Here is a 25476-nt window from a genome sequence, read left to right as displayed (position 1 = left end):
ATGATGAACGCATTTCGTCGCACCACACTGGCCCTGCTGCTCGGCGCGAACTCGCTCACGGGGGGTGCGCTGACCGGGACCGCGCAGGCCGATACGGGCGGGCAGCCCACCACCGCGACGATCGAGGCCGACAAGCCCGGCCCGGTCTACCACAAGGAAATCTTCACCCAGTTCGCCGAGCATCTGGGTACGGGCATCTACGGCGGCCTGTGGGTCGGCAAGAACAGCAAGATCCCGAACACCAACGGCTTCCGCAACGACGTGGTCAAGGCGCTGCGCGACCTTTCGGTGCCGGTGATCCGCTGGCCCGGCGGCTGCTTCGCCGACGAGTACAACTGGCGCGAGGGCATCGGCCCGCAGAACAAGCGCCCGGTCAAGATCAACACCCACTGGGGCGGCGTGACCGAGCCCAACACCGTGGGTACGCACGAGTTCTTCGAGCTGATCCGCCAGGTCGGATCCGAGGCCTACATCGCCGGCAACGTCGGCAACGGCACTCCGCGCGAGATGGCCGAGTGGGTGGAATACATGACCTCGCCGGCCGGCTCGCTGGCCAACGAGCGCGCGAAGAACGGCCACAAGGAGCCCTGGAAGATCCAGTACTTCGGCGTCGGCAACGAGCTGTGGGGCTGCGGCGGCAACATGCGTCCCGAGTTCGCGGCGGACGAGACGCGGCGCTACGCCACGTTCATCAAGCCACCCGCCGGCACCAAGATCCTCAAGGTCGCCGCCGGCGCCAACGTCGATGACTACAACTGGACCGACACGATGATGCGTGTCGCCGCAGGCCAGCTCGACGGCGTCTCGCTGCATTATTACGTGCACCCCGCCGGTGGCTGGCCGCCGAGGGCGCCCGCCGTCGCCTTCGACGAACACGGCTGGGCCGATGCGCTCAACGGCGCGCGCAAGATGGATGAGCTGATTACCAAGCACAGCGCGATCATGGACAAGTACGACCCCGAGAAGCGGGTCTTCCTCGCGGTCGACGAATGGGGTTCGTGGTATGCGCAGGACGAGGGCACGCATCCAGGTTTCCTGCGCCAGCAGAACACACTGCGCGATGCGCTGATCGCCTCGATCCACCTCGACATCTTCGCCAGGCACGCCGACCGCGTGCGCATGACCGCCATCGCGCAGATGGTGAACGTGCTGCAGGCGATGATCTTCGCCGATGGCGACAAGATGGTGCTGACCCCCACTTACCACGTCTTTGAGATGTACAAGCCGTGGCAGGACGCCACCGTGCTGCCGATCGAGATCAAGTCCCCCTGGTACGCGAAGGACGAGTTCACGATGCCGGCGGTCAGCGGCTCGGCGGTGAAGGGCAAGGACGGCAAGATCCACGTTGGCCTCTCCAATCTCGATCCGAACCAGCCCAACACGGTGACGATCAAGCTGGACGGTGTCAGCGCCTCGGGCGTGACGGGCCGTATCCTGACCGCATCGGCGATCAATTCGCACAACACCTTCGACGCACCCGACGTGGTCAAGCCGGCCGCCTTTACAGGGGCGAGCGTGCAGGGCGGTACTCTCGTCGTGACGCTGCCGGCCAAGTCGGTCGTCGTGCTTGAACTGCAATGAAGGGCTGGATTCTCGCTCTCGCCGCGCTGGGTCTTGCTGGCGCGGCAGCAGCGCAGGGAACTGCGTCGGCAACGCTGAACGCGCAGCTGACGGGCGACCTCACGGTGCACGACCCGGTCATCATCCGCGAGGGTGACACGTATTACGTGTTCAGCACCGTGGGCAAGTACGTCGGGATCAAGACCTCGAAGGACCTGAAGGCCTGGACCGACGCGGGTTCGGTCTTCGCCGAGATCCCGGCGTGGGCCAGGCAGGCGGTGCCCGGCACCGAAGGCATCTGGGCGCCCGACATCTCCTTCGTGGACGGAGAGTACCGGCTCTATTACTCGGTATCGACTTTCGGCTCGAACCGTTCTGCCATCGGCCTCGCCACCAGTCCTACGCTGGGCGCGAAAGCGAAGTGGAAGGACCAGGGCCTTGTCGTCATGTCGACGAAAGACGATGACTTCAACGCCATCGACCCGAACTTCGTGGTCGACGCGCAGGGGCGCCAGTGGCTGGCGCTGGGCAGCTTCTGGAGCGGCCTGAAGCTGTTTCCGCTCGATCCGAAGACCGGCAAGGTCGCCCCCGGGACCGAACCTTATTCCATCGCGCGCCGCCTTGCCCCGGCAGGCGGACCGGCGCCGGTCGAGGCGCCGTTCATCATTGCGCACGGGGACTGGTACTACCTGCTCGCGTCCTACGACTACTGCTGCAAGGGGGTAAACAGCACATACTATACGGTGGTCGGTCGGTCGAAGAAGGTCACCGGACCGTACCTCGGCAAGGACGGCAGCGACATGATGCAAGGCGGCGGCACGATCTTCCTGCGCGCCGACCTGCAGGAGCAGCAGCGCTTTCGCGGACCCGGCCACGCCGGCGCCTTCACCGACAGGGACGGCACCACCTACGTCGTCTACCATGCCTACGACAAGCAGGCCGACGGCGCGCCGAAGCTGCGCATCGCGCCGGTCCGCTGGGATGCCGACGGCTGGCCTGCCGCCGAATACTGAACCCCACCCACTGGCGCTCCGGCTTCGGTCGGGGCGCCTTTTTCCGGGATGGGCCCGAACTTACCTGGGCGATACCAAAGCCCATACGAACACGGGATGAGGACGACATGACGATGCACCTTTCGCGCCGCGCCTTCGCTGCCGCGACCTCGCTGCTGCCGTTGGCCTGCACGGCCCCCGGCAAGACTGCTCTCGGCACGCAGACACCCCCCCAGGCACCGGGTCCGATCAATCCGCTCGTGCGCCAACGTGCCGATGCGCAGGTTTTCCTGCACGAGGATGGCTGGTACTACCTGACCGGCTCGGTGCCCGAGTACGACCGCCTCGTCCTGCGCCGGGCGAAGACGCTGGCCGGGCTCACCACCGCCGAGGAGCGGGTGCTGTGGCGCCATGAGGCGAGCGGACAATTGTCGGGCTTCATCTGGGCGCCCGAACTGCATCTCATCGACGGCCGCTGGGTCATGTACTTCGCCGCCGGCCCCAGCGGCGGCGGCGAGGACGTGTTCCGCATCCGCACGTTTGCCGTGGTCTGCGACGGGCCCGACCCGATGACCGGAAACTGGTCCGTGCTGGGCGAGTTCAAGGCGCCGTGGGACAGTTTCAACCTCGATTCCACCGTCTTCACCCATCGCGGCGTGCGCTATTTCTCGTGGGCGCAGCGCGAGCCGGGGATCGAGACCAATTCCAACGTCTACATCGCGCCGATGAAGGACGCCCTGACTCTCGCCGCCGCGCCGGCGCGGCTGACGGTGCCGACGCTGGATTGGGAAGTGCGCGGCTACAAGGTCAACGAGGGCTCCGCGTTCCTGGTGAAGAACGGTCGGGTGTTCATGACCTATTCGGCCAGCGCCACCGACGCGCGTTACTGCCTGGGCCTGCTCAGCATCGACGAGACCGCCAACCTCATGGACCCGCGCGCCTGGACCAAATCCTCCGAGCCCGTCTTCGTCACCTGTCGCGAAACCTCGGTCTACGGACCCGGGCACAACAGCTTCACCACCGACGAGAACGGCCACGACATGCTGGTCTATCACGGCCGCGACTACGAGGCGATTCAGGGCGACCCGCTGTTCAACCCGGACCGGCACACCCGCGTCCAGCGCCTCTACTTCGATGCGCAGGGCAATCCGGACTTCGGCGTGCCGGTGGGCAACGGCCCGCTGCCCGAGCGCTTCGCCCCCGCCGTGCGGCGATCCGAGAACCTTGCGATCGAGGGCGCGCGCCTGAAGGTGGGCCCCGCGCCGCTGGCACAGACGCAGTTCCGCTCGCTGCCTGCTGACGACGGCAGCGTCCGGCTTTCGCCGATCCTCAGGCCCGACCACTGCATCGTCGCAGCGAGCGACGGTTCGGTCGCGCTGGCGCCGCTCACCGCGACCGCAACGGCGCCGGGAGCCGACCGCTTCCGTCGCGAGATCGGCAAGGGCGGAGCCGTGCATTTCGTGTCCCAGGCCTTCGCGGGCAAGGCGCTGGCACATGCGTCGGACGCCGTGCGCCTCGCTCCGGTCAACGATTCGGCGAGCGCCTGGCTGGCGGGATGATCCTGGCGTTGCAGGTCGATGGATGGACCCCGGTCACGCCCGGGGCCGTCTATTAGTCTGATAAATAGGCCGGACGGAATCCCGCATTGCGCTCATTGCGGCCGATCGGCCACACCCGTGGAAGCTTTTTGAGAGGTCCGGTGCTTTTCCTCTTGCCACGAATTAGTCCGACTAATAAATAGTCCGAGTAATTTGGAGGGGCATGGTATGGGCCAGCCCCATTGGGAGGGTTGATACATGGCACCCAAGCCATTCACGTTCTGCACCGCATCCGTTCTCGCGTTGGCCCTCTCGGGCATCGCCCATGCACAGGACGCGGCACCGCAAGACGCTGCCGTGAGCGACGGGGGCGCATCTGCCGAGGACATCATCGTCACCGGCGTTCGCGCTTCGCTGGCAAGCGCACAACGGATCAAGGAAAATTCGGTCCAGATCGTCGATTCGATCGTGGCCCAGGACATCGGCAAGCTCCCCGACAACACGGTGTCCGACGCGCTGCAGCGCGTGACGGGCGTCCAGGTGACGCGCGGCGCGGGCGAGGCCGGTACCGTGCTCATCCGCGGTCTGCCCAACACCGCCACCCTGCTCAACGGCCGCGAAGCGTTCACCGGCACCGGACGCGGCGTTTCGCTGCAGGACATCCCGGCCGAACTGCTCGCCGGCGTCGACGTCTACAAGACCAGCACGCCCGACCTCGTCGAGGGCGGCGTCGCCGGCGTGATCGACGTGCGCCTGCGCCGTCCGTTTGACTTCGACGGCCTCGAGATCGCCGGTGGCGGTCGCGCCGTCTATTCGGACCAGTCGGACAAGTGGGGCTACCTCGGCAACCTGCTCGTCGCCGATCGCTGGGACACCGCGATCGGCGAAATGGGGCTGATGCTCTCGGCCTCGTACAACCGCCGCCGGTACGAGGACAACACGGCCTTCAACCAGACCTCGACCAACATGGCCGATCCGGACACCGGCGAAGATATCGGCGTGCCCGACACCGTCGGCGGCCTCTACAGCGAGGGCGACCGTCGGCGCATGGCCTACAACGCCTCGTTCCAGTGGCGTCCGGCGCACAACCTCGAAGTCTATGTCGACGGCCTCTATACGCAGTACAAGAACCGCTACGACACCAGCTTCTTCGTCGGTCTGCCCAAGCTGGGCACGGTCACGTCGATCACGCCGTATGCCGATAACCCCGAACTGGCGAGCGCCGTCACCGGCGAGAACCTTTACACCATCACCAGCAAGCAGGCCTATCAGGACCGCACCACGACCTATCAGGTCAACGGCGGCCTGAAGTACGATGCCGACGACAACACGACGATCACGACCGAGCTGACGTACAACCGCAGCAAGCTCAAGAATCGCAACATGATTGTCGACTTCTCGTTCAACGCGCCGAGCGCCACGTACAGCTTCGACAACGGCGGCACGCCGTATGTCGACATTCAGGGCGTGGACATGACCGATGCGTCCAACTTCACGCTGCGTACGCTGTTCGACAACCACAGCCTCGCGGTCAGTGAGCAGTGGGCATGGCGCGCCGACCTCGAGCACCGCTTCGACGACGGCTTCCTGTCCGCGTTCAAGATCGGTGCCCGCTACACCAACCGCGACGTGAATTCGCAGGCGACCGCTTCGATCGGCCTCGCCGCCAGCGATCCGGTCGCCGTCAGCACCCTTCCTGACGGACTGGTGACGCTGTCGCCGGGCGGTCTGGTCAAGGGCAAGGCGGGCGTCGGCCGGTTCATCGTGGCGGACGGCGATTACCTGCTGGACAACAGCGACACCGTGCGCGGCTGGTTCGGCCAGCTTGCCGGCGAGCGCGCCTATACCCCCGAACTGGCCTTCTCCGACGTCGAGAAGACCTATGCGTTCTACGGTCAGGCTGCTTATCGCTTCGACATCGGTTCGATGCCGGTGGACGGCGTGGTCGGCGCGCGCGTGGTCAACACCGTCCAGAACCTTGCGGGCAACGGCGTGTCGAGCAAGCAGAACTACGTCGACGTGCTGCCCAGCATCAACATCCGCTTCGGTCTTGCCGACAACCTGAAGCTGCGCCTGGCGGCGGGCAAGACGCTGACCCGTCCGAACTTCGCCGACCTCAATCCGCTGGTGACCTACGTGCCCAGCGGCGCGACCGGCCCCGGGAGCGTTGCGGGCACCGGCAGCGGCGGCAACCCCGACCTCGCGCCGATCGAGTCCAAGGCTTACGACGCGACGCTCGAATACTACGTCAGCCGTACCACCTCGATCACCGCGGCGGCGTTCTATCGCAAGTTCGACGGCTACATCCAGACCTATTCCGAGCGAGAGATCTATAACGGGCTGGAGTGGCAGGTCAGCCGTCCGCGCGGGGTACAGGGCACGCTCAAGGGTATCGAGCTGGCCTACCAGCAGTTCTTCGACTTCCTGCCCGGCGCGCTGGGCGGTCTGGGTGCCCAGATCAACGGCACCTACATTGAGGGCAAGAACGACGATCCGCTGAATGGCGGCACCCAGCGTCTGGTGAACGTCTCGAAGTATTCGTACAACCTTGTGGCGATCTACGAGAAGTACGGCATCTCGGCGCGCCTGGCCTACAACTGGCGGTCGAGCTTCGTGGACAGCTACACCTCGGGCGGCGTGCAGGCCGGTTCGATCGTGGCGGACCCCACCGGCCAGCTCGACCTGTCGGTCAGCTACGACGTGACGCCGGCCTTCACGGTGACGTTCGACGCCACCAACCTGACCGACCGCACCTATCAGGACCGGTTCAAGGGCCTGAACGCGGAATCGGGCCTCTACTCGAACACCCCGCGCGATACGCGCACGTATGATCGCACTTTCGAAGTGGGCGCGCGTTTCAAGTTCTGATCCACTCGGCAGGGTGCGCGGCGTTATTGCCATTCCGTCATGCACCTTGCCCTGGGCGGCCGCTCTCCCGGGTTCCTTCCTCTCCCGACACGCCCGGCGAGCGGCCGCCTGAATATCGTGTGTGATACCGACTTAGGGATACGGCACGAGCTGAAGGGGACGAGATGCGCAAGAATGCCCGGTCGATCCTCGCCGCAGCGGCACTGCTCGCAACGGCGGCGGCACCACCTCCACCGGCTGAGCCTGCGCTCGACATCCCTGCCATCGCCAAGGCCCGCTTCGGCAACGATGCGCCCTGGTATGAAAGCCGCATCCCCTTCTTCGAATCCGCCGATCCGAAGATCGATGCGGTCTACTACTACCGCTGGGGCCTGTTCCGCGCGCACCAGCGCGATCTCGGCGCGCAAGGCTACATCACCACCGAGTTCGCCGACGACGTCGACTGGCAGCGCGAACCTTACGCCAGCCTCAACGACGCCAGCGGCTTCCACATCGCCGAGGGACGCTGGCTGAACGACCGCCGCTTCACCGGCGACTACATCGATTTCATGTACGAAGGCGGGAACGACCGCCATTTCACCGACCACATGGCCGACGCGGTCTGGGGCCGCTACCTCGTCGATGGTGACCGCGATGCGCTCCTTGCGCACCTGCAGACGATGCGCCACGTCTACCGCCTGTGGGACGAGAAGTTCGACTTCTCCAAGGGCCTCTACTTCGTAGAGCCGCTGCTGGATGCGACCGAATACACCGTGTCCTCGATCGACGCCTCGGGCGGAAAGGACGGGTTCCGGGGTGGCGACGCGTTCCGGCCTTCGGTCAACGCCTATATGTTCGCCAACGCCCGCGCGCTGTCCCGCATGGCGCAGATGGCGGGCGATACGGCGATGGCGAAGGAATACGACGATCGCGCGCAAGCGCTCCGCGCGCGGGTGCTGGCAGACTTGTGGAACCCGGCGCTCGGCCACTTCACCGACCGCCATCAGTTTTCCAACGAACACGTCCGGTACTGGGAGCCCATCCGCAATCGCGAACTCGTCGGCTACCTGCCGTGGATGTTCGACCTCGTGCCCGACGAGGCCAGGTATTCGAAGGCGTGGGAGCACTTGCTCGATCCCGCCTCGCTCGCCGGCGGCGCGGGGATGCGCACGGTCGAGAAGAGCTACGAATACTACATGCGCCAGTACCGCTACCTCGGGCCGGACCCCGAATGCCAGTGGAACGGACCGATCTGGCCATACCAGACGACGCAGGTGCTGACCGCCATGGCCAACCTGCTCGATCATTACGACCAGCACGGTCCCGCGACCCGCAGCGACTGGATGCATGCGCTGCGCCAGTACACGCAGTTGCACTACCAGGGGCAGCGCCTCGACCTCGAAGAGGACTACGATCCCGAAACCGGCAAGCCGATCGTCGGGCTGGACCGCAGCCATCACTATTTCCATTCCGGGTACGTGGATCTGATCCTGACCGGCCTCGTCGGCATCCGTCCGCGCGCCGACGACGTGCTGGAAGTGAACCCGCTGCTGCCCGCAGGCGGCGACCCGCAGGCGCTGGACTGGTTCCGCATCGAGCGGGTGCCGTATCATGGACATCAGGTTTCGGTCACCTGGGACGCGACCGGCACGCGCTATAGGCGGGGCCGGGGACTCGCGATCGAAGTGGATGGCCGCGAAGTCGCTCACCGCACCGACCTTGGCCGGCTCGAAGTGCCGGTGGCGCGCAAGGCCAACGCGCCGATTGCACGGGCCGAGAACCTGGCCGTCCAACTGGTGCGATCCGGCTGGCCCAAGGCCAGTGCGTCGTCGGGCGCGGACGCGGAAAAGCTCCACGACGCGGTCGACGGGCGTGCGTGGTTCTACCCGGAACTGCCCAATGGCTGGGATTCGGTGCCTTCCACCAAGCCGCAATGGTACGCTCTGGACTTTGGTCGCAGAGTTACGCTTCGCCGCGCCGAACTGGCGTTCTTTTCTGACGACAGGCGATTTTCCGCGCCAAGGGACGTCGTGGTGGAAGCATGGCAGGCAGGTCGCTGGCGCAAGCTCTCGGCCCCGGTGGTCGCGGTCGCCAACGGCATCACCCAGGTCGAGTGGCCCGCCATCGAAACGGACCGCATTCGCGTGACCATGCGCCCGGCGGCCGGCAATGCGATCCGCCTGGCCGAACTGAAGGCCTTTGCGCGTTAGGGATTGGCCGGGCCGAAGGCGGTGGCGGCGGGTTGATCCACACACGGGGCAGTGCCGATGCCCCGTGTGTGGATCAAACTCTACGACCGTTTGAGAATCGCGCGAATGGCGGCGCGCGGATGCGGCGAACCTTGCCGTTCCAGTTCATCGATGGTTGCGGCGGCCATCGCGCAATAGGCACCCAGAAGCTCCGGGCAATCGGCCTGCAGTGCTGCTAGATGGCCGGAGATCGTTTCTGCGTCCCCACGCAACACAGGGCCGGAGAGCGCGCCCATCCCGCGTTCCAGGCTGTTTTCGAGCGCCGCGCGTACCAATGGCGCAAGCAAGGCTCCCGGCTCTGCGGCGCCGGCTGCGCGCAGTGCCCGCATCGCGCCTGCAAGCAACGTGACGAGGTGGTTGGCACCATGGCTCAGCGCGGCGTGATAGAGCGTGCGTTGCTGCTCGTCGATGTCGAAGGGCAACCCACCCAGTGCCCGGACGAGGGCATGGGCCTGGTCGGTCGCTTCCCCGCTCGATGCGGTGACGGCGAAATGAGCGCCGGCCATGCGCTCCACCTCGATCCGTGGATCGCCGGTGAAAGTCATGGCGGGATGAACCGCCGCCGTGCGTGCGCCTCGTTCGTGCAATGGTGCGAGGATGGCCGCTCCGCTCCTGCCGCTGAGGTGGAACGCAAGGGAGGCGCGGCCGGTTGGCCATGCCCGGGCCAGCTCTTCGACGATCGTGGGAATCGCATCGTCCGCGACCGCGATGATGATAACGTCGCAGGCGGACGCAAGGTCCGGCAGGTCCTCGAACGGCGTAGATCGCCCGATTTCGAAGGCAGCGTGCTCCCGCTTTGCCGGGTCGCGCCCCCAAACTGCGGGAGGCGAGGCGGAATGCGGTCCGAGGCCCACGGCGAAGGCGCGTGCCGCCCGGCCGGTTCCGACGATGCCGAGCCGCTGGATGATGGGGCTATCTGTCATCCCGGGCGAATACCGCGCCGATCGCTTTCACGCCATCCCGGCTCTTTCACGCGGCTGCTGCACTTTCGAGTTGCGCCGCGATACCCATCAGCGCGATCCGTGCGATGCCGGACAGCCGGCCGGCGTCCCAGCCTTCGCGCGCGCCGGCGGACATGCCGGACATGGTTGCGACAACCATGTCGGTTACGGCTTCTGCCATCTCGGGGTGAGACTGCGCCACAAAGGCCCGGATCGTATCGCGGCGCCCCTGAGCGGCGGCGCGGGCGACGCTTGCGGCCTCGCCGTCCGGAGCAGAGCGCGCCGCTTCGAGCACCAGGCATCCGCGGCGAGAAGGATCCGCGGCGTATCTGTCGGCGGCGTTCGCCAACAGCTCGTGGATCGCCTCGATCGCCGTCCGGCCGGGCAGGAACGTGGCCTCAAGCGGCAGGCCCGAGGCGCAGTAGCGCTTGAGGACCCGTTCGAAAAATGCAGCCTTGCTGCCGAAGGCCGCGTAGAAGCTCGGCGGGTTGATGCCCATGGCTTTCGTCAGCGCGGCAAGGCCCACGGCCTCGTACCCCTTTTCATGGAAAAGCGCTTCGCCGGTCGCCAGCGCACGATCGGGATCGAAGGCGCGTGGCCTACCCCTCGTCGCACTTAAATTAGCAACCACTATAAAACCTCTTGAAGGACTGCGTTCGTCATATATGTAGCGGTCGTTCAAAAATTACCAGCGAACTTGGAGTTGGCGTGCCGGCCGCCTCCGGGTTCCCCGACGAGAAAGAGAAGCCACATGGACATTGGATTCGTCGGCCTTGGCCGCATGGGGCTGGCCATGGCCTCGAACCTGGGTAGGGCCGGTCACCGCGTCCGTGCCTGGAATCGCTCTCCGGTGCCCGCGGACGCTGTGCCGAACGGCGTGATCGTTGCAACACCGCAAGAGGCGTTCGACGCGGACGTGGTCTTCACGATGCTGTCGGATGACGCCGCGATCCGCGAGGTCGTGCTGGATGGCGACCTGCTGTCGCGTGCGCGCCAAGGGCTGGTCCATGTCGTTGCCGCCACCATTTCCGTCGGGTTCGCCGATGAACTGGCACAAGTCCATGCGGCCCAGGGCCTGGGCTATGTCTCGGCGCCGGTCTTCGGCCGTCCCGAGGTTGCCGAGGCCGCGCAGCTCAACATCATCGCGGCCGGCGCTTCCGACTCGATCGCCAGGGTTGCACCCCTGTTCGAGGTCATCGGCCGCCGCGTCTTCACGATGGGGGAGCACCCAAGGGCGGCCAATGCCTCCAAGGTGGCCGGCAACATGATGATCGCGATGGCCATCGAGGCGATGGCCGAGGCGGTGGCGATCACCGAGGCGCACGGAGTCGAGCGCGGAGCTTTCCTGGACCTCATGACCCAGACCCTGTTCGGCTGCCGCGCCTACGAGAACTACGCGGGCAAGATCGTTTCAGGCGACTACGAGCCCGGCTTCCGGCTCGCACTGGGGCTCAAGGACCTGCGGCTCGCAACTGCGGCGGGCGATGCCTCGGGCAAAGTGCTGCCGATGCTCGACGCGGTCCACGGCCAGATGAGCGCGGCGCTCGCTGCAGGGCGCAGCGACGATGACTGGTCGGCGATGGCGGAAAATCTGCTTGCAAACTGACGTGCGCCCGCACGGTTACGTGCCGGGCGCCGCCACATCTCCACCCAGCGCCTGGTAGACCTGCACTTGCGCGGCGAGCTGGTTGTAGCGGTTCTGGACGAGGCTGCTACGCGCGGTGCGCAAGCGTTCCTGCGCGTCCAGCCAGCTTCGCAGCGGGATGAAACCGTTGCGGTACTGGCGTTCGTAGAGCGCTTCGGCATCCTGCGCGGCGGCGTAGTTGGCCTGGAGGAACTGCGCCTGCCGGATGTACTGGTCCCGGGCCGACAGGGTGATCTGCGTATCGCGCAGGGCGTCGTAGAACGTCTGGCGGAAATCCTCGACGGCGATTTCGTAGTCTGCCCGGGCGATGCCCGTTGCGAGTCGCACTTTGGCGGGGTTCAGTTCGGGTAGCGACAGGGCGGCGCCTATGCTTGCTGCCGGGTTGCTGAAGAACTTCAGCAGGGAAGCGCTCGCCGTGCCTAGCGCTCCGGTCAGGCTGAAGGAGGGATAGTAGCTGGCTACCGTCGCGTCGCTGGTCGCCAGCGTCGAGCGCAGGCGCAGTTCGGCAGCGGCGAGGTCGGGGCGGCGGGCCAGCAACGTGGCCGGGACGCCGGCGTCTATGGCCGGCAAGTCGCGCTGGGGCAGGGTGACCAGTTCCGCGCCTTCGTAACCCTGCCGGTCGAGCAGGGCGGCGATCGCCTTGATCGCTTCGACGCGGGCCTGGACGAGCTGCGTCTGCGAGGCCTCCTGCGCCGCGACGGTCTGCTGCGCGTCGCGTAGTTCCAGGCGCGAGACGGCGCCTGCGTCGTACTGGCGCTGGACGAGGCTAAGCGCGCGCTTCACGTAGGCGATACTCTGTTCGCCCAGCGCGATCTGTTCGTTGGCATAGCCCAGTTGCCACCAGGCCTGCACGGTCGTGCTGACCAGCGAAAGGCGCGTTTCGGCAAGGTCCTGCGCGGTCGCCTGTGCTTCCCAGCGCGCGGCGTCGGCCTGTGCGTCGAGCTTGCCGAACAGGTCGATTTCCCACGACGTGCCCAGCGACGCCGCGCTGCTCTTGTTCCAGGCGGAATTGCCTTCCAGCGCCTTCGATGCGTCGGAGGACAGTCCGGCCGAGAAGCTGGGCAGCAGCGCCTGGCGGGCCAGATCGGACGACAGGCGTGCGCGCTTGAGCCGCAGGCCGGCGGCCGCGAGGTCGGCGTTGGTCGCCAGCACCTGCTCGACAAGGGAGGACAGGCTCGTATCGCCGAACTCGTTCCACCACGGGCCGCCGGTCTTGTGCGGATCGCCAAGCGGGCTCGCGTCCCAGCCCGCCGCGACCGGCACGGCCGGCGCGGCATAGGGCTTGCGCACTAGTCCGCCGCAGGCCGCTGCGAGCGGGACGAGCGCCAGAACGGCGAGCATGCGAAGGCGCAGGGGCTTGTTGGGCTGTCGCACGGTCAGTCTCTCGAAAGGGCGTCGACCGGGTCGAGCCGGGCGGCACGGCGCGCCGGCAGGAAGCCGAAGACGACGCCGATCATGGTGGAACACGCGAAGGCGGCGACGATCGAGGTGGTTGAATACGCCATCTGGAAGCTCGCGCCCGACAGCGAGAAGATCACCCCGACCGACAGCGACAGCAGCACGCCGATCACCCCGCCGATCAGGCAGACCAGGATCGCCTCGATGAGGAACTGTTGGAGGATGTCCGACTGGCGGGCGCCCACCGCCATGCGCACCCCGATCTCGGCAGTGCGCTCTGTGACGGAGACGAGCATGATGTTCATTACCCCGATCCCGCCCACGATCAGCGAGATTACCGCAATCGCGGCCACCAGCAGCGTCATCGTCTGGGTGGCGCTGGTGATGGTGGCGCGGATGTCGTCGGAGTTGCTGATGAAGAAGTCCACGGTGCCGTGGCGCTGTGTAAGCAATTGCGTCACGGCCGCTTCGGCTGCGGAGGTGGAGGTGTTGTCGCTGATGCGCACGGTGATGCTCGAAACGTAGGACTGGCCCAGCATCCGGCTCATCGCGGTGGTGTAGGGCACGTAGGCGGTCAGGCTGTCGCTCCCGCCGAAGCCCTGCTGTTGCGTGCCGACCACGCCCACGATGCGGGCCGGAACCTTGCCGAGCAGGACGACTTTGCCCAACGGCTCCTCGCCGGTGGGGAACAGGGTTTTGCGGGTATTCTCGTCGATGACGACGTCCTGCGCCAGTTCGCGCACGCTCTGCGCATCGAACAGGCTGCCGGAGATCAGCGTGAGGCCGCGTACCCGAAAATAGTCCGCCCCCACACCGCTGACGTTGGCGGTGGCGGCCACGTTGCGGTAGCGCGCGGTGACGCTGGTGGAGACGCTGGGCGTCACGCTGTCGACATAGGACAACTGCGACAGGGCCTCGGCATCGGAATCCTTCAGGGTCTGGATCTTGCCCGATCGCATGTCGCCGAAGCTCTTGCCGGGATAGACCGTCAGGGTGCTGGTGCCCAGGCTGGAGATGTCGGAGAGGATCTGTTCCTGCGAGCCCTTGCCCAGCGCTACGACCGAGACCACCGAGGCGATGCCGATGATGATTCCCAGCATCGTCAGGAAGGTGCGCAGCTTGTGCGCCGACATCGCCAGTACCGCCATGCGGAAGGCCTCGCGAAAGCGATCGGCGAGCTGCTGCATACCGCTGGTGCCTTCCGGCGGGGCGGGAAGGGCGGGGGCGATCCGGGTCTCGTTCTTGTGGCGATCGTCGATGATCTCGCCGTCGCGGATCTCGATGATGCGCTCGGCGTGTTCCGCGACGTGCATGTCGTGGGTGACGATGATGACCGTATGACCCTCGGCGTGGAGTTCGCCCAGGATCGCCATGACCTCGGTGCCGCTGGCACTGTCGAGCGCGCCGGTCGGCTCGTCGGCGAAGATCACCTCGCCGCCGTTCATCAGCGCGCGCGCGATCGAGACGCGCTGCTGCTGGCCGCCCGAAAGCTGGCCCGGCCGATGCCTCGTGCGCTCGCCAAGGCCGAGGCGGGCGAGCAGTCGTTCGGCCCGCGCATTGCGTTCGCCGCGCGGCTTGCCGGCATAGACCGCCGGAACCTCGACGTTGCCGAGGGCGGAGAGGTCGGTGAGCAGGTGGTAGCGCTGGAAGATGAAGCCGAAATGCTCGCGGCGCAGGGCTGCCAGCTCATCGGGCTCCAGCTTCCCCGTGTCACGGCCATCGACCTTGTAAGACCCTGTGGTTGGCCGGTCGAGGCAGCCCAGGATGTTCATCAACGTCGACTTGCCCGACCCGGACTGGCCGACGATCGCCACCATCTCGCCGGCGTGAATGGTCAGGTCGATGTCCTTCAGCGCGGCGAAGACGCCGTCGCCCGAAGGGTATTCGCGCCGGACCTTCGACAGCGACAGAAGCGGGGTGCGGTCCATCACGCGGCTCAGAAGCCCGGCGGGCCCATGCGCCGGCGGCTGCTCGAAGCGGTGTCCGCCGAAGCCTCGCCGATGACCACCGCCTCGCCTTCCCTGAGGCCGGAGAGCACTTCGACGTTGACGTTGTTGTTGAGGCCGACCTTGACCTGGCGGTTCTCGATCGCGCCGTCCTCGGTCTTGACCCGCACGGCGTAGCTGCCGTCCTTGCCCTTGGCGCCGAGCGCGGTGGCGGGGATCGTCAGCGCATTGGCGCGTCGGTCGAGGACGATGGAGACCTTGGCGGTCATCAGCGCGCGCAGGCGGTTGTCCTCGTTTGGCACCTCGAACAAGGCGTTGTAGTAGATCGCGGTGCTGCTGGAACTGCTCGAGGAGGAGGACGAGCTGGAGCTGGAACTGACTTCGTCGACGATCGATTCGGGCGCCGGCTCGATCAGGCGCAGCTTGGCCTCGTAGCGCTTGTCGGGGTCGCCCAGGATCGTGAAGTAGACGGGCAGGCCGGGCTTGACGTTGATGACGTCGGCCTCGGAGACTTCAGCCTTGATCGTCATCACGTCCAGCTTGGCCAGGATCACGATCGTCGGCGCCGACTGGTTGGCGTTGACGGTCTGGCCCTGCTTGGTGACCACGGCGACGACCACGCCGTCCATCGGCGCGGTGATCTTGGTGTAGCCCAGTTGCACTTGCGCGGTGTCGACGCTCACGCTGGCCGAGCGGATCTGAGCCTGCAGCGCGTCGTAGCTTGCCTGCGCCGATTGCAGGGTGGCCCGTGCCGCCTCGAAGTCCTGCTGCGAGGTCGCCTCGCCCGAACCCAGCGCCTGCTGGCGGCGGAACGCCAGTTGCGCCTGAGCCAGAGTAGCCTTGGCTCCGGCGAGCTGGGCCTGCGTGTTGGCCACTTCGGCGCGCGCCGTCTCCAGGCTGTTGGTCTGGGTGCGCGGGTCGATCATGCCGATCAGGTCGCCCTGGTGCACCACGTCGCCAACCGCGACCTTCAGCTCGTCGAGCCGGCCCGAAACCTGGGCGCCGACGCTGACCAGTTCCTTCGGTTCGAGCGTGCCCGTCGCCTCGACGGTGTGCTCGATCGCCCCGCGCGTGACCTTGGTGGTCGCGACGTCCGGTTCGGCAGGCCCGGAAAGGAACAGCTTCCAGACCAGAAGGAGAATACACGCGCCCAGAATGGCGCCACCGATCACGATGCGACGAGTGGTGAACATAGGCTCCGGTATGACCGTGGTCGGATCGCTTTTGGGTAAAGACTTCGACAGGGGATTGTAAAGTTTTCGTAAGGACGGGCGGGCGGTGGCTGACAAGGTGCGCGCCTTGGCCCATCAGGGAGCGGTGGACGAGGACTCCAAACGCATCCTGTTGATCGACGACGATCACGAACTGGGTACCATGCTCGGCGAATATCTCGAAAGCGAAGGCTTCCGCATCGAGATCGTCTCCGACGGCACCCGGGGTCTGGCGCGTGCGCTGTCGGGTGAGCACGATGCGGTGGTTCTCGACATCATGCTGCCCGGCCTCAACGGCATCGACCTGCTGCGGGCCTTGCGCGAGACCAGCCAAGTCCCCGTCATCATGCTTTCCGCCCGCGGAGACGAGGTGGACAAGGTCATCGGCCTCGAGCTGGGCGCAGACGACTACGTCGCCAAGCCCTGTTACCCCCGCGAACTCGTGGCCCGGCTGCGCGCCAACTTGCGCAGGCACCAGCCCGCCCTGCACGACCACGCGCGGGTGATCCTTGTGGGCGGGCTCGACATCCAGGTCGCCGCGCGCAAGGCCCTTTGGCGGGGCGTGCCGGTGGAACTGACGGCGTCGGAGTTCAACATCCTTCTGGTTCTCGCCCGTGTGGGGGAGGCGGTGGCGACCAAGGACGAGCTGTCGTTGCGGGGCCTCGGTCGCGCGCGCCAGACGTACGATCGCAGCGTGGATGTCCACGTCAGCAACCTTCGGCTCAAGCTGGAGGGGGTTTCCCAGGGTGACGCGAGTGTGGAGACGGTTCGCGGCGTCGGTTATCGGCTGGGCCTGAAATGATCGGGGCGGTGATCGGGCAGGGCCTCGCCGGACGGCGCCTGTTCTGGAAGATCCTGATCGCCTTCCTGCTCACGTTCGTCATCATGACCCAGGCCGTCTGGCTGCTGTTCGCCTTGCGCGGCGATCGCGAGCCGCCCGAGTTCCTGATGACCCGGCACATCGGGCCACCCGTGCTGGAGGCCGCTGCGCAAGCGGTCACGAGCGGCGGTCGCGCGCGCTACCTGGCGATGTTGCCGAACCTGCCGGAGGATTCGCGCAAGCGGTTGCAGCTCCTGTCCACCGACGAGGCCGCGCCACCGCCTAAAGACGGATATGGAGTGCTGGAGCGCCGGGTGAGCGATCCCGCCGGAGCCGGATACCTATTGCGGTTCAGCTATCATCGCGATGGTTCGCTGCGGCTGCTCAACATTCCTCCCGAACTGGTGATCGCCGCCGTGGGGGCCGGACTGCTGTTCAGCGGCCTGCTCGCTTGGTATCTGCTCGCCCCGATCGGGCATTTGCGCCGGGGGTTCGAACGACTCGCACGGGGTGACCTCGCCACGCGGGTCTCGCCCGCCATCGGTGCGCGGCGCGACGAAGTGGCCGACCTGGCCCACGAATTCGACCGCATGGCCCGCCTGATCGAGCAACTCGTGCAAGGGCGCGACCGATTGCTCCACGACGTCTCGCACGAGCTGCGCTCACCGCTGGCGCGGTTGCAACTGGCGATCGCGCTCGCGCGGCAGAGCCCGGCCCGCATCGAAAGCGCCATGGACCGCATGGAACGCGAAGTCGAACGACTGGATGATCTCGTCGGCGAACTGCTCACGCTGGCGCGCGCCGAAAACGACCAGGACCCCGGGGACGAGTACTTCGACCTGGTCGGCGTGGCTGCCAGCGTTGTCGCCGACGCGCGCTACGAAGCGCAGCCCAGGAACATCGCGATCAGCTTCGAGGCGCCGGGAAGCGAGGACGAGCGCCCGCCGATGCGCGGCAATTCCGAACTCATGCGCCGGGCGATCGAGAACGTGGTGCGCAACGCACTGCGCTTTTCCCCCGCGGATGGCCGGATCGAAGTGCGCACCGTCTATCTTCCCGTCGAGGGGGCATTCCAGCTTGCGGTGACCGACGAAGGACCGGGCGTCCCGGCGGAACTGGTGGAAACGCTGTTCGAACCCTTCGTGCGGGGACCGGCGGAAAGTTCCGGCCTGGGGCTAGGGCTGGCCATTGCCTCCCGCGCGGTGACGGCGCACCGGGGGCGAATCGAAGCCATCAACCTGCCGGGGCGGGGCCTCAGGGTCGAATTTCACATTCCCGCAGAGCCGATGTGAGCCGCGGCCAGGCTTTCCCTTCCGCTTGCGTCCACACGGCTATCGACGAATGCGCGGGTCAGTTCACCCGGCGACGGTGCTTGCCACCGTATTTCCGGCCGCAATAGTCGTCGAGTTCGGCCATTTCCGTGGCGGCGGCCGTGGCAATGGCGGCGGCGCACGGCAGCGAGGTCTCGGAAGCGGCTATGCGGGCTTCGACGCGATCCCGCAGTTCCTCGATGTCGGCACGCGACAGGACGTTCTTTTCCCGCAGATAGCAGATCAGGCTCTGGAGAATGATCATCGCCTTCTCGCCCGGATCTACATCGCTATTTTCGATCATGTTTCAGCATCCTATTAACGCGGCCGTATCCTCGGCCTGCACTGTGGGAGGATGATATAATCGCCAAACATTGTCCAGTGGTGCCGAGCAGTCAGAACGCTGCCAGGATAGGGTTCGTCGCGAAATATTATTCCGCAATTGCGAGATCACGAGGCGGTCAATCGGCCAGCGCGGCAACCTCCCGTTCCAGAAGCGAGCCAATGTAGTCGCGCAGCCTCGAGTGATCCTCCTGTGGGAACAGTTGCATGCCGGCGACCATACCCCACGACACCGATATGATGAGATCCATCATCGTCGAGCGCCGCTGCGCCGAGGTTCGAGGCGCCAGGGAGAGCAGAGCGGCTTCCAGACTGATCCGCAAGCGCGCGTCGGCTTTGCGGTTGATGATGGCGATGCTCGGGTTGCGACCCACTTCCGCAAGCAGTTCGCACATGAGGCGGCGATCCTCCTCCGGTGGCTCGTTGGTGGCGATCCTGTTTATCCAGGAGCGAATCGCCGCACTGTCACCGGCATCCACGGCTGCTTCCAGCACGTCCTCTTCCAGCCAGGCGGTCAGGTCCGCCTCGCAGATGGCTGCGATGATGGCCTCCTTGTTCGCGAAATCGCGGTAGATTTGCCCGACGGCAATACCTGAGGCGTTGGCGATCTGCGCCATTCCGGTTTGGTGGAAACCTTTTTCCACGAACAGTGTTCTAGCAGATTCGAGGAGGTGCCGCCGGCGTGCTGCCGACCGGATAGCGCGGCTTCGTTCCATTGTTCCGTCGTTTGTCACTGCTGCTCCCGGCTTGCAATCGATGCTGCGACGCAATAAAGAGCGCCTGATTCATGAGTGAACACTCACTCACGCTTTAACTCTCTTGGCGGATAGACTCCATGAAAAAGATCACCCCGGCCCTCGTGCTGCTTCTGTCCGCGTGCGGTGGCGGGGGAGAGCAGGCTGCGCCTGCCGGTCCGCCCCCGGTAGGAGTGGTGACGGTTCGTGAGGAGGCCGTCGTCCTCAGTTCGGAGCTTCCCGGCCGCACGAGCGCCTATGAAACGTCCGACGTGCGGCCGCAGGTCAACGGGTTGATCCTCCAGCGCCTGTTCACGGAAGGCGACCAGGTCCGCGCCGGCCAAGCGCTCTATCGCATCGATCCCGCCCCCTATGAGGCGCAAGTCGCCAGCGCCCGCGCGGCTCTCGCCCGTTCGCGTGCCGCGATCGCGTCGACGGCGGCACTGGCCCGCCGCTATGGCGAACTGGTGAAGATCAACGCCATCTCGCGCCAGGATGCCGAAAACGCGACCGTGAGCGCGCAACAGGCCCAGGCCGACGTCGCCGCACAGCAGGCGGCCCTGCGCTCCGCCCAGATCGACTTGGCTCGCACGACGATCCGTGCGCCGATCTCCGGCCGGATCGGACGGTCGACCTACACCACGGGCGCTCTCGTTTCGGCCTCGCAGGCCGACGCGCTCACCACGATCCAGCGGATCGATCCGATCTTCGTGGACATCCAGCAGTCGAGCGCCGACGTGCTGCGGCTGCGTCAACAGATGCTGTCGGGCGAAGTTTCGCGCGAAGGCGGAGCGGCAAGGGTCAAGCTGAAGCTGGAGGATGGCAGCACTTACGCCGAGGAAGGCGTGCTCAAGTTCACCGACGTCACCGTCGATCCCACAACCGGCAGCCAGGTCGTGCGCGCGCAGTTCCCGAATACCCGCGGGCTCCTGCTCCCGGGTATGTACGTACGGGCTGAACTGGTCGAGGGCACCCGCAGCAACGGCCTGCTCGTACCGCAAGGCGCCGTCTCGCGCGACGAGAAGGGCAATCCCACGGTGCTCGTCGTCGGCGCACAGAACAAGCTGGAGATGCGCAAGATCTCGGCACCGCGCACCGTCGGCACCAGCTGGCTCGTCACCGGCGGGCTCAAGCCGGGCGACAAGGTCGTCGTGGACGGCGCTCAGATGCTGCGTCCCGGAGCGGCCGTGAAGCCCGTGCCGGCCCAGGCGCAAGGCGGCACCGGCGCTTCGGCCAAGCCGTCGGCGCCATCCTCGGCACAGGGGCAGTAACCGCACATGTCCCGCTATTTCATCGACAGGCCCATCTTCGCATGGGTCATCGCCATCGTCCTGATGATGGCCGGTGCCATCGCCATCCGCAGCCTGCCGGTTTCGCAGTTCCCCGAGATCGCGCCTCCCACCGTCACGATCTCCGCGAACTATCCCGGCGCCGATGCCGAGACGCTCGAGCGCACGACGACGCAGATCATCGAGCAGCAGCTCAAGGGCATCGATAACCTGCGCTACTTCTCGGCCTCGTCGTCCTCGGCCGGCAACGCCACCATTACCCTGACGTTCGAGCAGGGCACGGATCCCGACATCGCCCAGGTCCAGGTGCAGAACAAGCTGCAGGCGGCGACTTCGCTGCTGCCCGAGGCCGTGCAGCGCCAGGGCGTGACGGTAGCCAAGTCCTCGGCGAGCTTCCTGCTCGTCACCGCGGTCTATTCCAAGGACGGCAGCCATAGCGCCACCGACCTGTCCGATTACATCGTCAGCCAGCTCCAGGACCCGGTGAGCCGCATCAACGGCGTGGGCGAACTGCAGATCTTCGGCACCCAGTATGCGATGCGAATCTGGGTCGATCCGCTCAAGCTGCGCAGCTACAACCTCACGATCGCCGATGTCACCGCGGCCGTGACGGCGCAGAATGCTCAGGTCTCGGCGGGCCAGATCGGCCAGTTGCCGTCCTCCAAGGAACAGGAACTCAACGCTACCGTCTCGGTCCAGTCGCGCCTGCAGACGCCCGAGGAGTTCGGCAACATCCGCTTGCGCAGCACCGAGGGCGGCGCGGTCGTTCGCCTGCGCGACGTGGCGCGGCTCGAGCTGGGCGCCGAAACCTACGGCTTCGACACGCAGTTCAACGGCCAGCCCTCGTCGGGCTTCGGCGTGAAGCTGGCGTCGGGTGCGAACGCGCTCGACACCGTCGACGAGGTCAAGGCCACGGTCCAGCGCATCGCCAGGAACTTCCCGCAGGACGTCAAGGTCGCCTTCCCGTACGATTCCACGCCGTTCGTGCGCCTTTCGGTCGAGCAGGTGGTGCACACCTTGATCGAGGCGATCGTGCTCGTGTTCCTCGTCATGTTCCTGTTCCTGCAGAACTGGCGGGCGACGATCATCCCGACGATCGCGGTTCCGGTCGTGCTGCTGGGTACGTTCGGCGTCATGTCGATTCTGGGATATTCCATCAACACCCTGACATTGTTCGGCATGGTGCTCGCAATCGGCCTGCTGGTCGACGATGCCATCGTCGTGGTCGAGAACGTCGAACGCCTGATCCAGACGGAGCATCTTTCGCCCAAGCAGGCGGCACGAAAATCGATGGACGAGATCAGCGGCGCGCTGATCGGCATCGGCATGGTGCTGTCGGCGGTGTTCCTGCCGATGGCGTTCTTCGGCGGCTCGACCGGCGTGATCTACCGCCAGTTCTCGATCACCATCGTATCGTCGATGGCCCTGTCGGTGCTGGTCGCCCTGATCCTGACGCCTGCGCTCTGCGCCACGATCCTCAAAGCGCACGAGCCCGACAAGCGGGAAGGCAACGGCCTGCTGGCCCGGTTCTTCCGCTGGTTCAACGACAAGTTCGATCGCGGAGCAGAGAAGTACCAGGGCGGCGTCCGGCGGACGGCGACCGGCTGGAAGCGGTCGGGCCTCGTCTACCTGCTGATCGTGGCGGCCATGGCGACGATCTTCACGCGGCTCCCCGGCGGCTTCCTGCCGGAAGAAGATCAGGGGATGATGTTCGCGCTGGTTCAAGGGCCAACGGGGGGAACGCTGCCGCGGACCCAGAAGGCCCTCGACGTGGTGCGCAACCATTTCCTCAACGACGAGAAGGACAACGTCGCTTCGATCTTCACGATCAATGGCTTCTCCTTCTCCGGCCAAGGCCAGAATGCCGGCATCGCCTTCATCAAGCTGAAGGACTGGAAGGAGCGAAGCGGCGCCGACAGACGTGCGCCCGCGCTTGTCGCGCGTGCCTCCAAGGCGTTCTCGACCTATCGCGACGCGCTGATTTTTGCGATCGTGCCGCCCGCCGTCCAGGAACTCGGCAATGCGACCGGCTTCGACCTGTGGCTGGTGGACGAGACGAACATGGGTCACGAAAAGCTGCTGGCCGCGCGTAACCAGCTTCTGGGCATGGCTGCGGGCGACAAGCGCGTGGCGCAGGTGCGTCCGGTGAGCCTCGACGACGCACCCCAGCTCGACGTCAAGATCGATCAGGACAAGGCGGGCGCACTGGGGCTCGACATCGGCGACATCAATTCCGAGATTTCGACCGCCTGGGGCAGTGCCTACGTCAACGACTTCCTCGATCGGGGCCGTACCAAGCGCGTCTTCATCCAGGCGGACGAGCCCTATCGATCGTCGCCGGAGGCGATCGAAAACCTCTACGTACGCAGCTCCAGCGGCCAGATGGCGCCGTTCAGCGCTTTCTCCACGCTCTCGTGGAAGACGGCGCCGGTGATCCTCTCGCGCTACAACGGCCAGCCCGCCATGCAACTCCAGGGCTCGCCCGGCAACGGACTGAGTACCGGCGATGCCATGCAGGCAATCACCGAGATGCACCAGAAGCTGCCGCCGGGCACTGCGCTGGAGTGGACCGGCCTGTCCTACGAGGAACGTCTGAGCGGTGGCCAGGCGCCCGCGGTCTATGCCTTGTCGCTGATCGTCGTGTTCCTGTGCCTCGCGGCGCTGTACGAGAGCTGGTCGGTGCCTATCGCGGTCATGCTGGTGGTGCCGCTCGGCGTGATCGGCGCCGTCTGCGCGGCGTTGTTCACCGGGCTGAACAACGACATCTATCTCCAGGTCGGCCTCATTACGACGATCGGCGTCTCCGCCAAGAACGCGATCCTGATCGTCGAGTTCGCGGAGGAACGCGTGCAGTCGGGCATGAACGCCTTCGACGCGGCGATGGAAGCGGCCAGGCTGCGCCTGCGCCCGATCCTGATGACCTCGCTCGCGTTCGTATTCGGCGTGCTGCCGCTCGCGGTGTCGACGGGCGCGGGCGCGGGTGGCCAGAACGCGATCGGTCGCGCGGTGGTCGGCGGCATGCTTTCGGCCACGATCTTCGCGATCTTCTTCGTGCCGATGTTCTTCGTGGTGGTGGCCCGCCTCTTCAAGCACGGGCAGACCGATCGAGCGGACTCGGCGCATGCAGCCGAACACTCTTCCGACGACGGCGAAGCGCCGCAGGGATTCTGAACATGACCAAGTCGCTCATTTCCCTGCTCGCAGGCACCGCGCTGCTGGCCGGCTGCAACCTTGCGCCAAAGTACGAAAGGCCGGCCGGAGCCATTCCGGCGACGCTGCCCCAGGGCGGCGTCTATCCGGCCGCGGCGACGGACGCCGTAGACGTCTCGCGCATCGGATGGCGTGATTTCTTCCTCGAGCCGCGCCTGCGCCAGGTGATCGAGACGGGCCTCGCCAACAACCGGGACTTGCGCGTCGCGGCGGCCAACGTGCTGCAGGCGCGGGCCCAGCTGAAGGTGCAGCGCGCGGACCTGCTGCCGACCGTCAACGCGGCCGGCACCGCGACCTATACCAACAACCTCACGAGCACGGGCGGTGGGACGGGCAGTTCGCAGGACATCTCGATCTATCAGGCGACGGTGGGCCTCTCCGCTTTCGAGCTGGACCTGTTCGGCCGGGTGCGCAACCTGTCGCGTGCGGCGCAGGAGCAGGTCTTCGCGAGCGAGGAGGCACAGCGTTCGACCCGGATCAGCCTGATTGCGGAGATCGCCACGGCCTGGTTGACGATGGCGTCCGATCAGGAACAGCTTCGACTCTCGCGCAAGACGCTGGGCGCTTTCGAACAGACCTTGCGCCTCACCCGCGAGCAGTTCCGCATCGGCATCGGTTCGGAGCTGGAAGTGCGCCAGGCCGATACCAGCTATCAGGGCGCACTGAGCGACATCGCCGCGCTCGAGGCCAGCGTCGCGGTGGACCAGAATGCGCTAAACCTGCTGGTGGGCACTACGGTGCCGCAGGACCAACTGCCCGCCGGCCTCGGCGCCGACCCCGCGACCCGCGACGCCCTTCCGGGCAATGTCGCGTCCGATGTTCTTCTGCGCCGTCCCGACGTGCTCCAGGCGGAACACCTGCTGATCGCCGAGAACGCCAATATCGGCGCCGCGCGTGCCGCGTTCTTCCCGACGATCTCGCTCACCGGCACGATCGGCACCCTGAGCACCGCCTTGTCGGGTCTCTTCAAGGATGGGAGCTATACGTACACGGGCTCGCCCAGCGCGTCGCTCCCGTTGTTCGATTTCGGTCGCCGGTCCGGCAATCTGGAATATGCCAAGGCTTCGCAGCAGGCCGCGGTGGCCACTTACGAGAAGACGATCCAGACCGCTTTCCGCGAAGTCGCGGATGCACTCGCCCAGCGTGGCAAGATCGGCGACCAGGTCCGCGCGCAGGGCAGTCGGGCGGAATCGGCACAAGTCGCCGCCAGGCTTTCCGACGCCCGCTTCCGCGCAGGAGTCGATTCCTTCCTGACGACGCTCGATGCGCAGCGCACGGCCTATGCGGCGGAACAGCAACTTGTGACCACCCGGCTTACCCAGGCGGGCAACCTGGTGGAACTGTATCGTTCGCTCGGCGGAGGGCTGGAAGAGGTGTCCTCGACGGCCGACGCAGCGAACCAGCCCGCGCCGTGACGTGATCGGGGCAGGGCCTTGGGGCCTGC

The 25476-nt window shown here is 66.2% G+C and carries 18 protein-coding genes; 11 read left to right on the top strand and 7 right to left on the bottom strand.

The window, feature by feature from the left end; all coding sequences use genetic code 11:
* The 5 genes from ACFFDA_RS01080 to ACFFDA_RS01060 all read left to right on the top strand — a co-directional run bounded on the left by ACFFDA_RS01080 (position 1) and on the right by ACFFDA_RS01060 (position 9147).
* Entirely contained in the window at positions 1–1581 is a 1581-nt protein-coding gene (locus ACFFDA_RS01080) for an alpha-N-arabinofuranosidase (protein WP_404477739.1), read from the top strand.
* On the top strand, positions 1578–2573 hold the full coding sequence (locus ACFFDA_RS01075) for an arabinan endo-1,5-alpha-L-arabinosidase (RefSeq protein ID WP_404477738.1): 996 nt from the start codon (positions 1578–1580) through the stop codon (positions 2571–2573). Before ACFFDA_RS01080 ends, ACFFDA_RS01075 begins: the two co-directional genes overlap by 4 nt.
* 107 nt (positions 2574–2680) lie before the next feature.
* Complete coding sequence (locus ACFFDA_RS01070; protein WP_404477737.1) at positions 2681–4111, top strand: family 43 glycosylhydrolase; 1431 nt, start codon at positions 2681–2683, stop codon at positions 4109–4111.
* Between the two features lie 237 nt (positions 4112–4348).
* The gene (locus tag ACFFDA_RS01065; RefSeq protein WP_404477736.1) at positions 4349–6958 is read left to right on the top strand and encodes a TonB-dependent receptor; all 2610 of its coding nucleotides are present in this window, start codon (positions 4349–4351) and stop codon (positions 6956–6958) included.
* Between the two features lie 164 nt (positions 6959–7122).
* Positions 7123–9147, top strand: a complete 2025-nt coding sequence (locus ACFFDA_RS01060) for an MGH1-like glycoside hydrolase domain-containing protein (RefSeq protein ID WP_404477735.1) — start codon at positions 7123–7125, stop codon at positions 9145–9147.
* 80 nt (positions 9148–9227) lie between these two features.
* Here ACFFDA_RS01060 and ACFFDA_RS01055 read toward each other — a convergent pair whose 3' ends face one another.
* Positions 9228–10109, bottom strand: a complete 882-nt coding sequence (locus ACFFDA_RS01055) for a Rossmann-like and DUF2520 domain-containing protein (protein ID WP_404477734.1) — start codon at positions 10107–10109, stop codon at positions 9228–9230.
* Between the two features lie 46 nt (positions 10110–10155).
* Positions 10156–10809: a TetR/AcrR family transcriptional regulator gene (locus tag ACFFDA_RS01050; RefSeq protein ID WP_404477733.1), complete on the bottom strand. Its 654-nt coding sequence runs from the start codon at positions 10807–10809 to the stop codon at positions 10156–10158.
* A gap of 69 nt (positions 10810–10878) precedes the next feature.
* Here ACFFDA_RS01050 and ACFFDA_RS01045 point away from each other — a divergent pair, with 69 nt between their 5' ends.
* Positions 10879–11733, top strand: coding sequence for an NAD(P)-dependent oxidoreductase (locus tag ACFFDA_RS01045; RefSeq protein WP_404477732.1), 855 nt, complete (start codon positions 10879–10881; stop codon positions 11731–11733).
* 15 nt (positions 11734–11748) lie between these two features.
* On the opposite strand, the gene ACFFDA_RS01040 is transcribed toward ACFFDA_RS01045, so the two are convergent.
* The 3 genes from ACFFDA_RS01040 to ACFFDA_RS01030 are packed head-to-tail and all read right to left on the bottom strand — an operon-like array spanning position 11749 to position 16309.
* Positions 11749–13146, bottom strand: coding sequence for an efflux transporter outer membrane subunit (locus ACFFDA_RS01040; RefSeq protein ID WP_404477731.1), 1398 nt, complete (start codon positions 13144–13146; stop codon positions 11749–11751).
* Between the two features lie 2 nt (positions 13147–13148).
* On the bottom strand, positions 13149–15098 hold the full coding sequence (locus ACFFDA_RS01035; protein ID WP_404477730.1) for a MacB family efflux pump subunit: 1950 nt from the start codon (positions 15096–15098) through the stop codon (positions 13149–13151).
* A gap of 8 nt (positions 15099–15106) precedes the next feature.
* Positions 15107–16309 carry an efflux RND transporter periplasmic adaptor subunit gene (locus tag ACFFDA_RS01030; RefSeq protein WP_404477729.1) on the bottom strand — a complete coding sequence of 401 codons (1203 nt, stop codon included), beginning with the start codon at positions 16307–16309 and terminating at the stop codon, positions 15107–15109.
* An 85-nt stretch (positions 16310–16394) separates the two neighbouring features.
* Between ACFFDA_RS01030 and ACFFDA_RS01025 the strand changes: the two genes are divergently transcribed.
* Both ACFFDA_RS01025 and ACFFDA_RS01020 read left to right on the top strand, forming a co-directional pair.
* Positions 16395–17129: a response regulator transcription factor gene (locus ACFFDA_RS01025; RefSeq protein WP_404477728.1), complete on the top strand. Its 735-nt coding sequence runs from the start codon at positions 16395–16397 to the stop codon at positions 17127–17129.
* Complete coding sequence (locus ACFFDA_RS01020) at positions 17126–18439, top strand: ATP-binding protein (RefSeq protein WP_404477727.1); 1314 nt, start codon at positions 17126–17128, stop codon at positions 18437–18439. The genes ACFFDA_RS01025 and ACFFDA_RS01020 overlap by 4 nt, the downstream gene beginning before the upstream one ends.
* Before the next feature lie 58 nt (positions 18440–18497).
* Here the strand turns inward: ACFFDA_RS01020 and ACFFDA_RS01015 are convergent, their stop codons facing one another.
* Positions 18498–18761: a hypothetical protein gene (locus tag ACFFDA_RS01015; RefSeq protein ID WP_404477726.1), complete on the bottom strand. Its 264-nt coding sequence runs from the start codon at positions 18759–18761 to the stop codon at positions 18498–18500.
* Between the two features lie 157 nt (positions 18762–18918).
* Complete coding sequence (locus ACFFDA_RS01010; RefSeq protein ID WP_404477725.1) at positions 18919–19515, bottom strand: TetR/AcrR family transcriptional regulator; 597 nt, start codon at positions 19513–19515, stop codon at positions 18919–18921.
* Between the two features lie 119 nt (positions 19516–19634).
* Here ACFFDA_RS01010 and ACFFDA_RS01005 point away from each other — a divergent pair, with 119 nt between their 5' ends.
* The 3 genes from ACFFDA_RS01005 to ACFFDA_RS00995 are packed head-to-tail and all read left to right on the top strand — an operon-like array spanning position 19635 to position 25447.
* The gene (locus ACFFDA_RS01005; protein WP_404477724.1) at positions 19635–20804 is read left to right on the top strand and encodes an efflux RND transporter periplasmic adaptor subunit; all 1170 of its coding nucleotides are present in this window, start codon (positions 19635–19637) and stop codon (positions 20802–20804) included.
* 6 nt (positions 20805–20810) lie between these two features.
* Positions 20811–23993: an efflux RND transporter permease subunit gene (locus ACFFDA_RS01000; protein ID WP_404477723.1), complete on the top strand. Its 3183-nt coding sequence runs from the start codon at positions 20811–20813 to the stop codon at positions 23991–23993.
* A 2-nt stretch (positions 23994–23995) separates the two neighbouring features.
* Positions 23996–25447 carry an efflux transporter outer membrane subunit gene (locus ACFFDA_RS00995; protein ID WP_404477722.1) on the top strand — a complete coding sequence of 484 codons (1452 nt, stop codon included), beginning with the start codon at positions 23996–23998 and terminating at the stop codon, positions 25445–25447.
* Positions 25448–25476: the final 29 nt, after the last annotated feature.

The organism is Novosphingobium sp. BL-52-GroH, from assembly GCF_044813085.1.
GTDB lineage: Bacteria > Pseudomonadota > Alphaproteobacteria > Sphingomonadales > Sphingomonadaceae > Novosphingobium.
The sequence above is the reverse complement of the archived record's forward strand: the minus strand, read 5'-3'. Positions and strand labels throughout refer to the sequence as shown.

Excerpts from the sequence above, each read along its gene's own strand:
- ACFFDA_RS01080 (WP_404477739.1), top strand. The coding sequence starts at position 1 with ATGATGAACGCATTTCGTCGCACCACACTGGCCCTGCTGCTCGGCGCG.
- ACFFDA_RS01075 (WP_404477738.1), top strand. The coding sequence starts at position 1,578 with ATGAAGGGCTGGATTCTCGCTCTCGCCGCGCTGGGTCTTGCTGGCGCG.
- ACFFDA_RS01070 (WP_404477737.1), top strand. The coding sequence starts at position 2,681 with ATGACGATGCACCTTTCGCGCCGCGCCTTCGCTGCCGCGACCTCGCTG.
- ACFFDA_RS01065 (WP_404477736.1), top strand. The coding sequence starts at position 4,349 with ATGGCACCCAAGCCATTCACGTTCTGCACCGCATCCGTTCTCGCGTTG.
- ACFFDA_RS01060 (WP_404477735.1), top strand. The coding sequence starts at position 7,123 with ATGCGCAAGAATGCCCGGTCGATCCTCGCCGCAGCGGCACTGCTCGCA.
- ACFFDA_RS01055 (WP_404477734.1), bottom strand. The coding sequence starts at position 10,109 with ATGACAGATAGCCCCATCATCCAGCGGCTCGGCATCGTCGGAACCGGC.
- ACFFDA_RS01045 (WP_404477732.1), top strand. The coding sequence starts at position 10,879 with ATGGACATTGGATTCGTCGGCCTTGGCCGCATGGGGCTGGCCATGGCC.
- ACFFDA_RS01035 (WP_404477730.1), bottom strand. The coding sequence starts at position 15,098 with ATGGACCGCACCCCGCTTCTGTCGCTGTCGAAGGTCCGGCGCGAATAC.
- ACFFDA_RS01030 (WP_404477729.1), bottom strand. The coding sequence starts at position 16,309 with ATGTTCACCACTCGTCGCATCGTGATCGGTGGCGCCATTCTGGGCGCG.
- ACFFDA_RS01020 (WP_404477727.1), top strand. The coding sequence starts at position 17,126 with ATGATCGGGGCGGTGATCGGGCAGGGCCTCGCCGGACGGCGCCTGTTC.
- ACFFDA_RS01015 (WP_404477726.1), bottom strand. The coding sequence starts at position 18,761 with ATGATCGAAAATAGCGATGTAGATCCGGGCGAGAAGGCGATGATCATT.
- ACFFDA_RS01010 (WP_404477725.1), bottom strand. The coding sequence starts at position 19,515 with ATGGAACGAAGCCGCGCTATCCGGTCGGCAGCACGCCGGCGGCACCTC.
- ACFFDA_RS01005 (WP_404477724.1), top strand. The coding sequence starts at position 19,635 with ATGAAAAAGATCACCCCGGCCCTCGTGCTGCTTCTGTCCGCGTGCGGT.
- ACFFDA_RS01000 (WP_404477723.1), top strand. The coding sequence starts at position 20,811 with ATGTCCCGCTATTTCATCGACAGGCCCATCTTCGCATGGGTCATCGCC.
- ACFFDA_RS00995 (WP_404477722.1), top strand. The coding sequence starts at position 23,996 with ATGACCAAGTCGCTCATTTCCCTGCTCGCAGGCACCGCGCTGCTGGCC.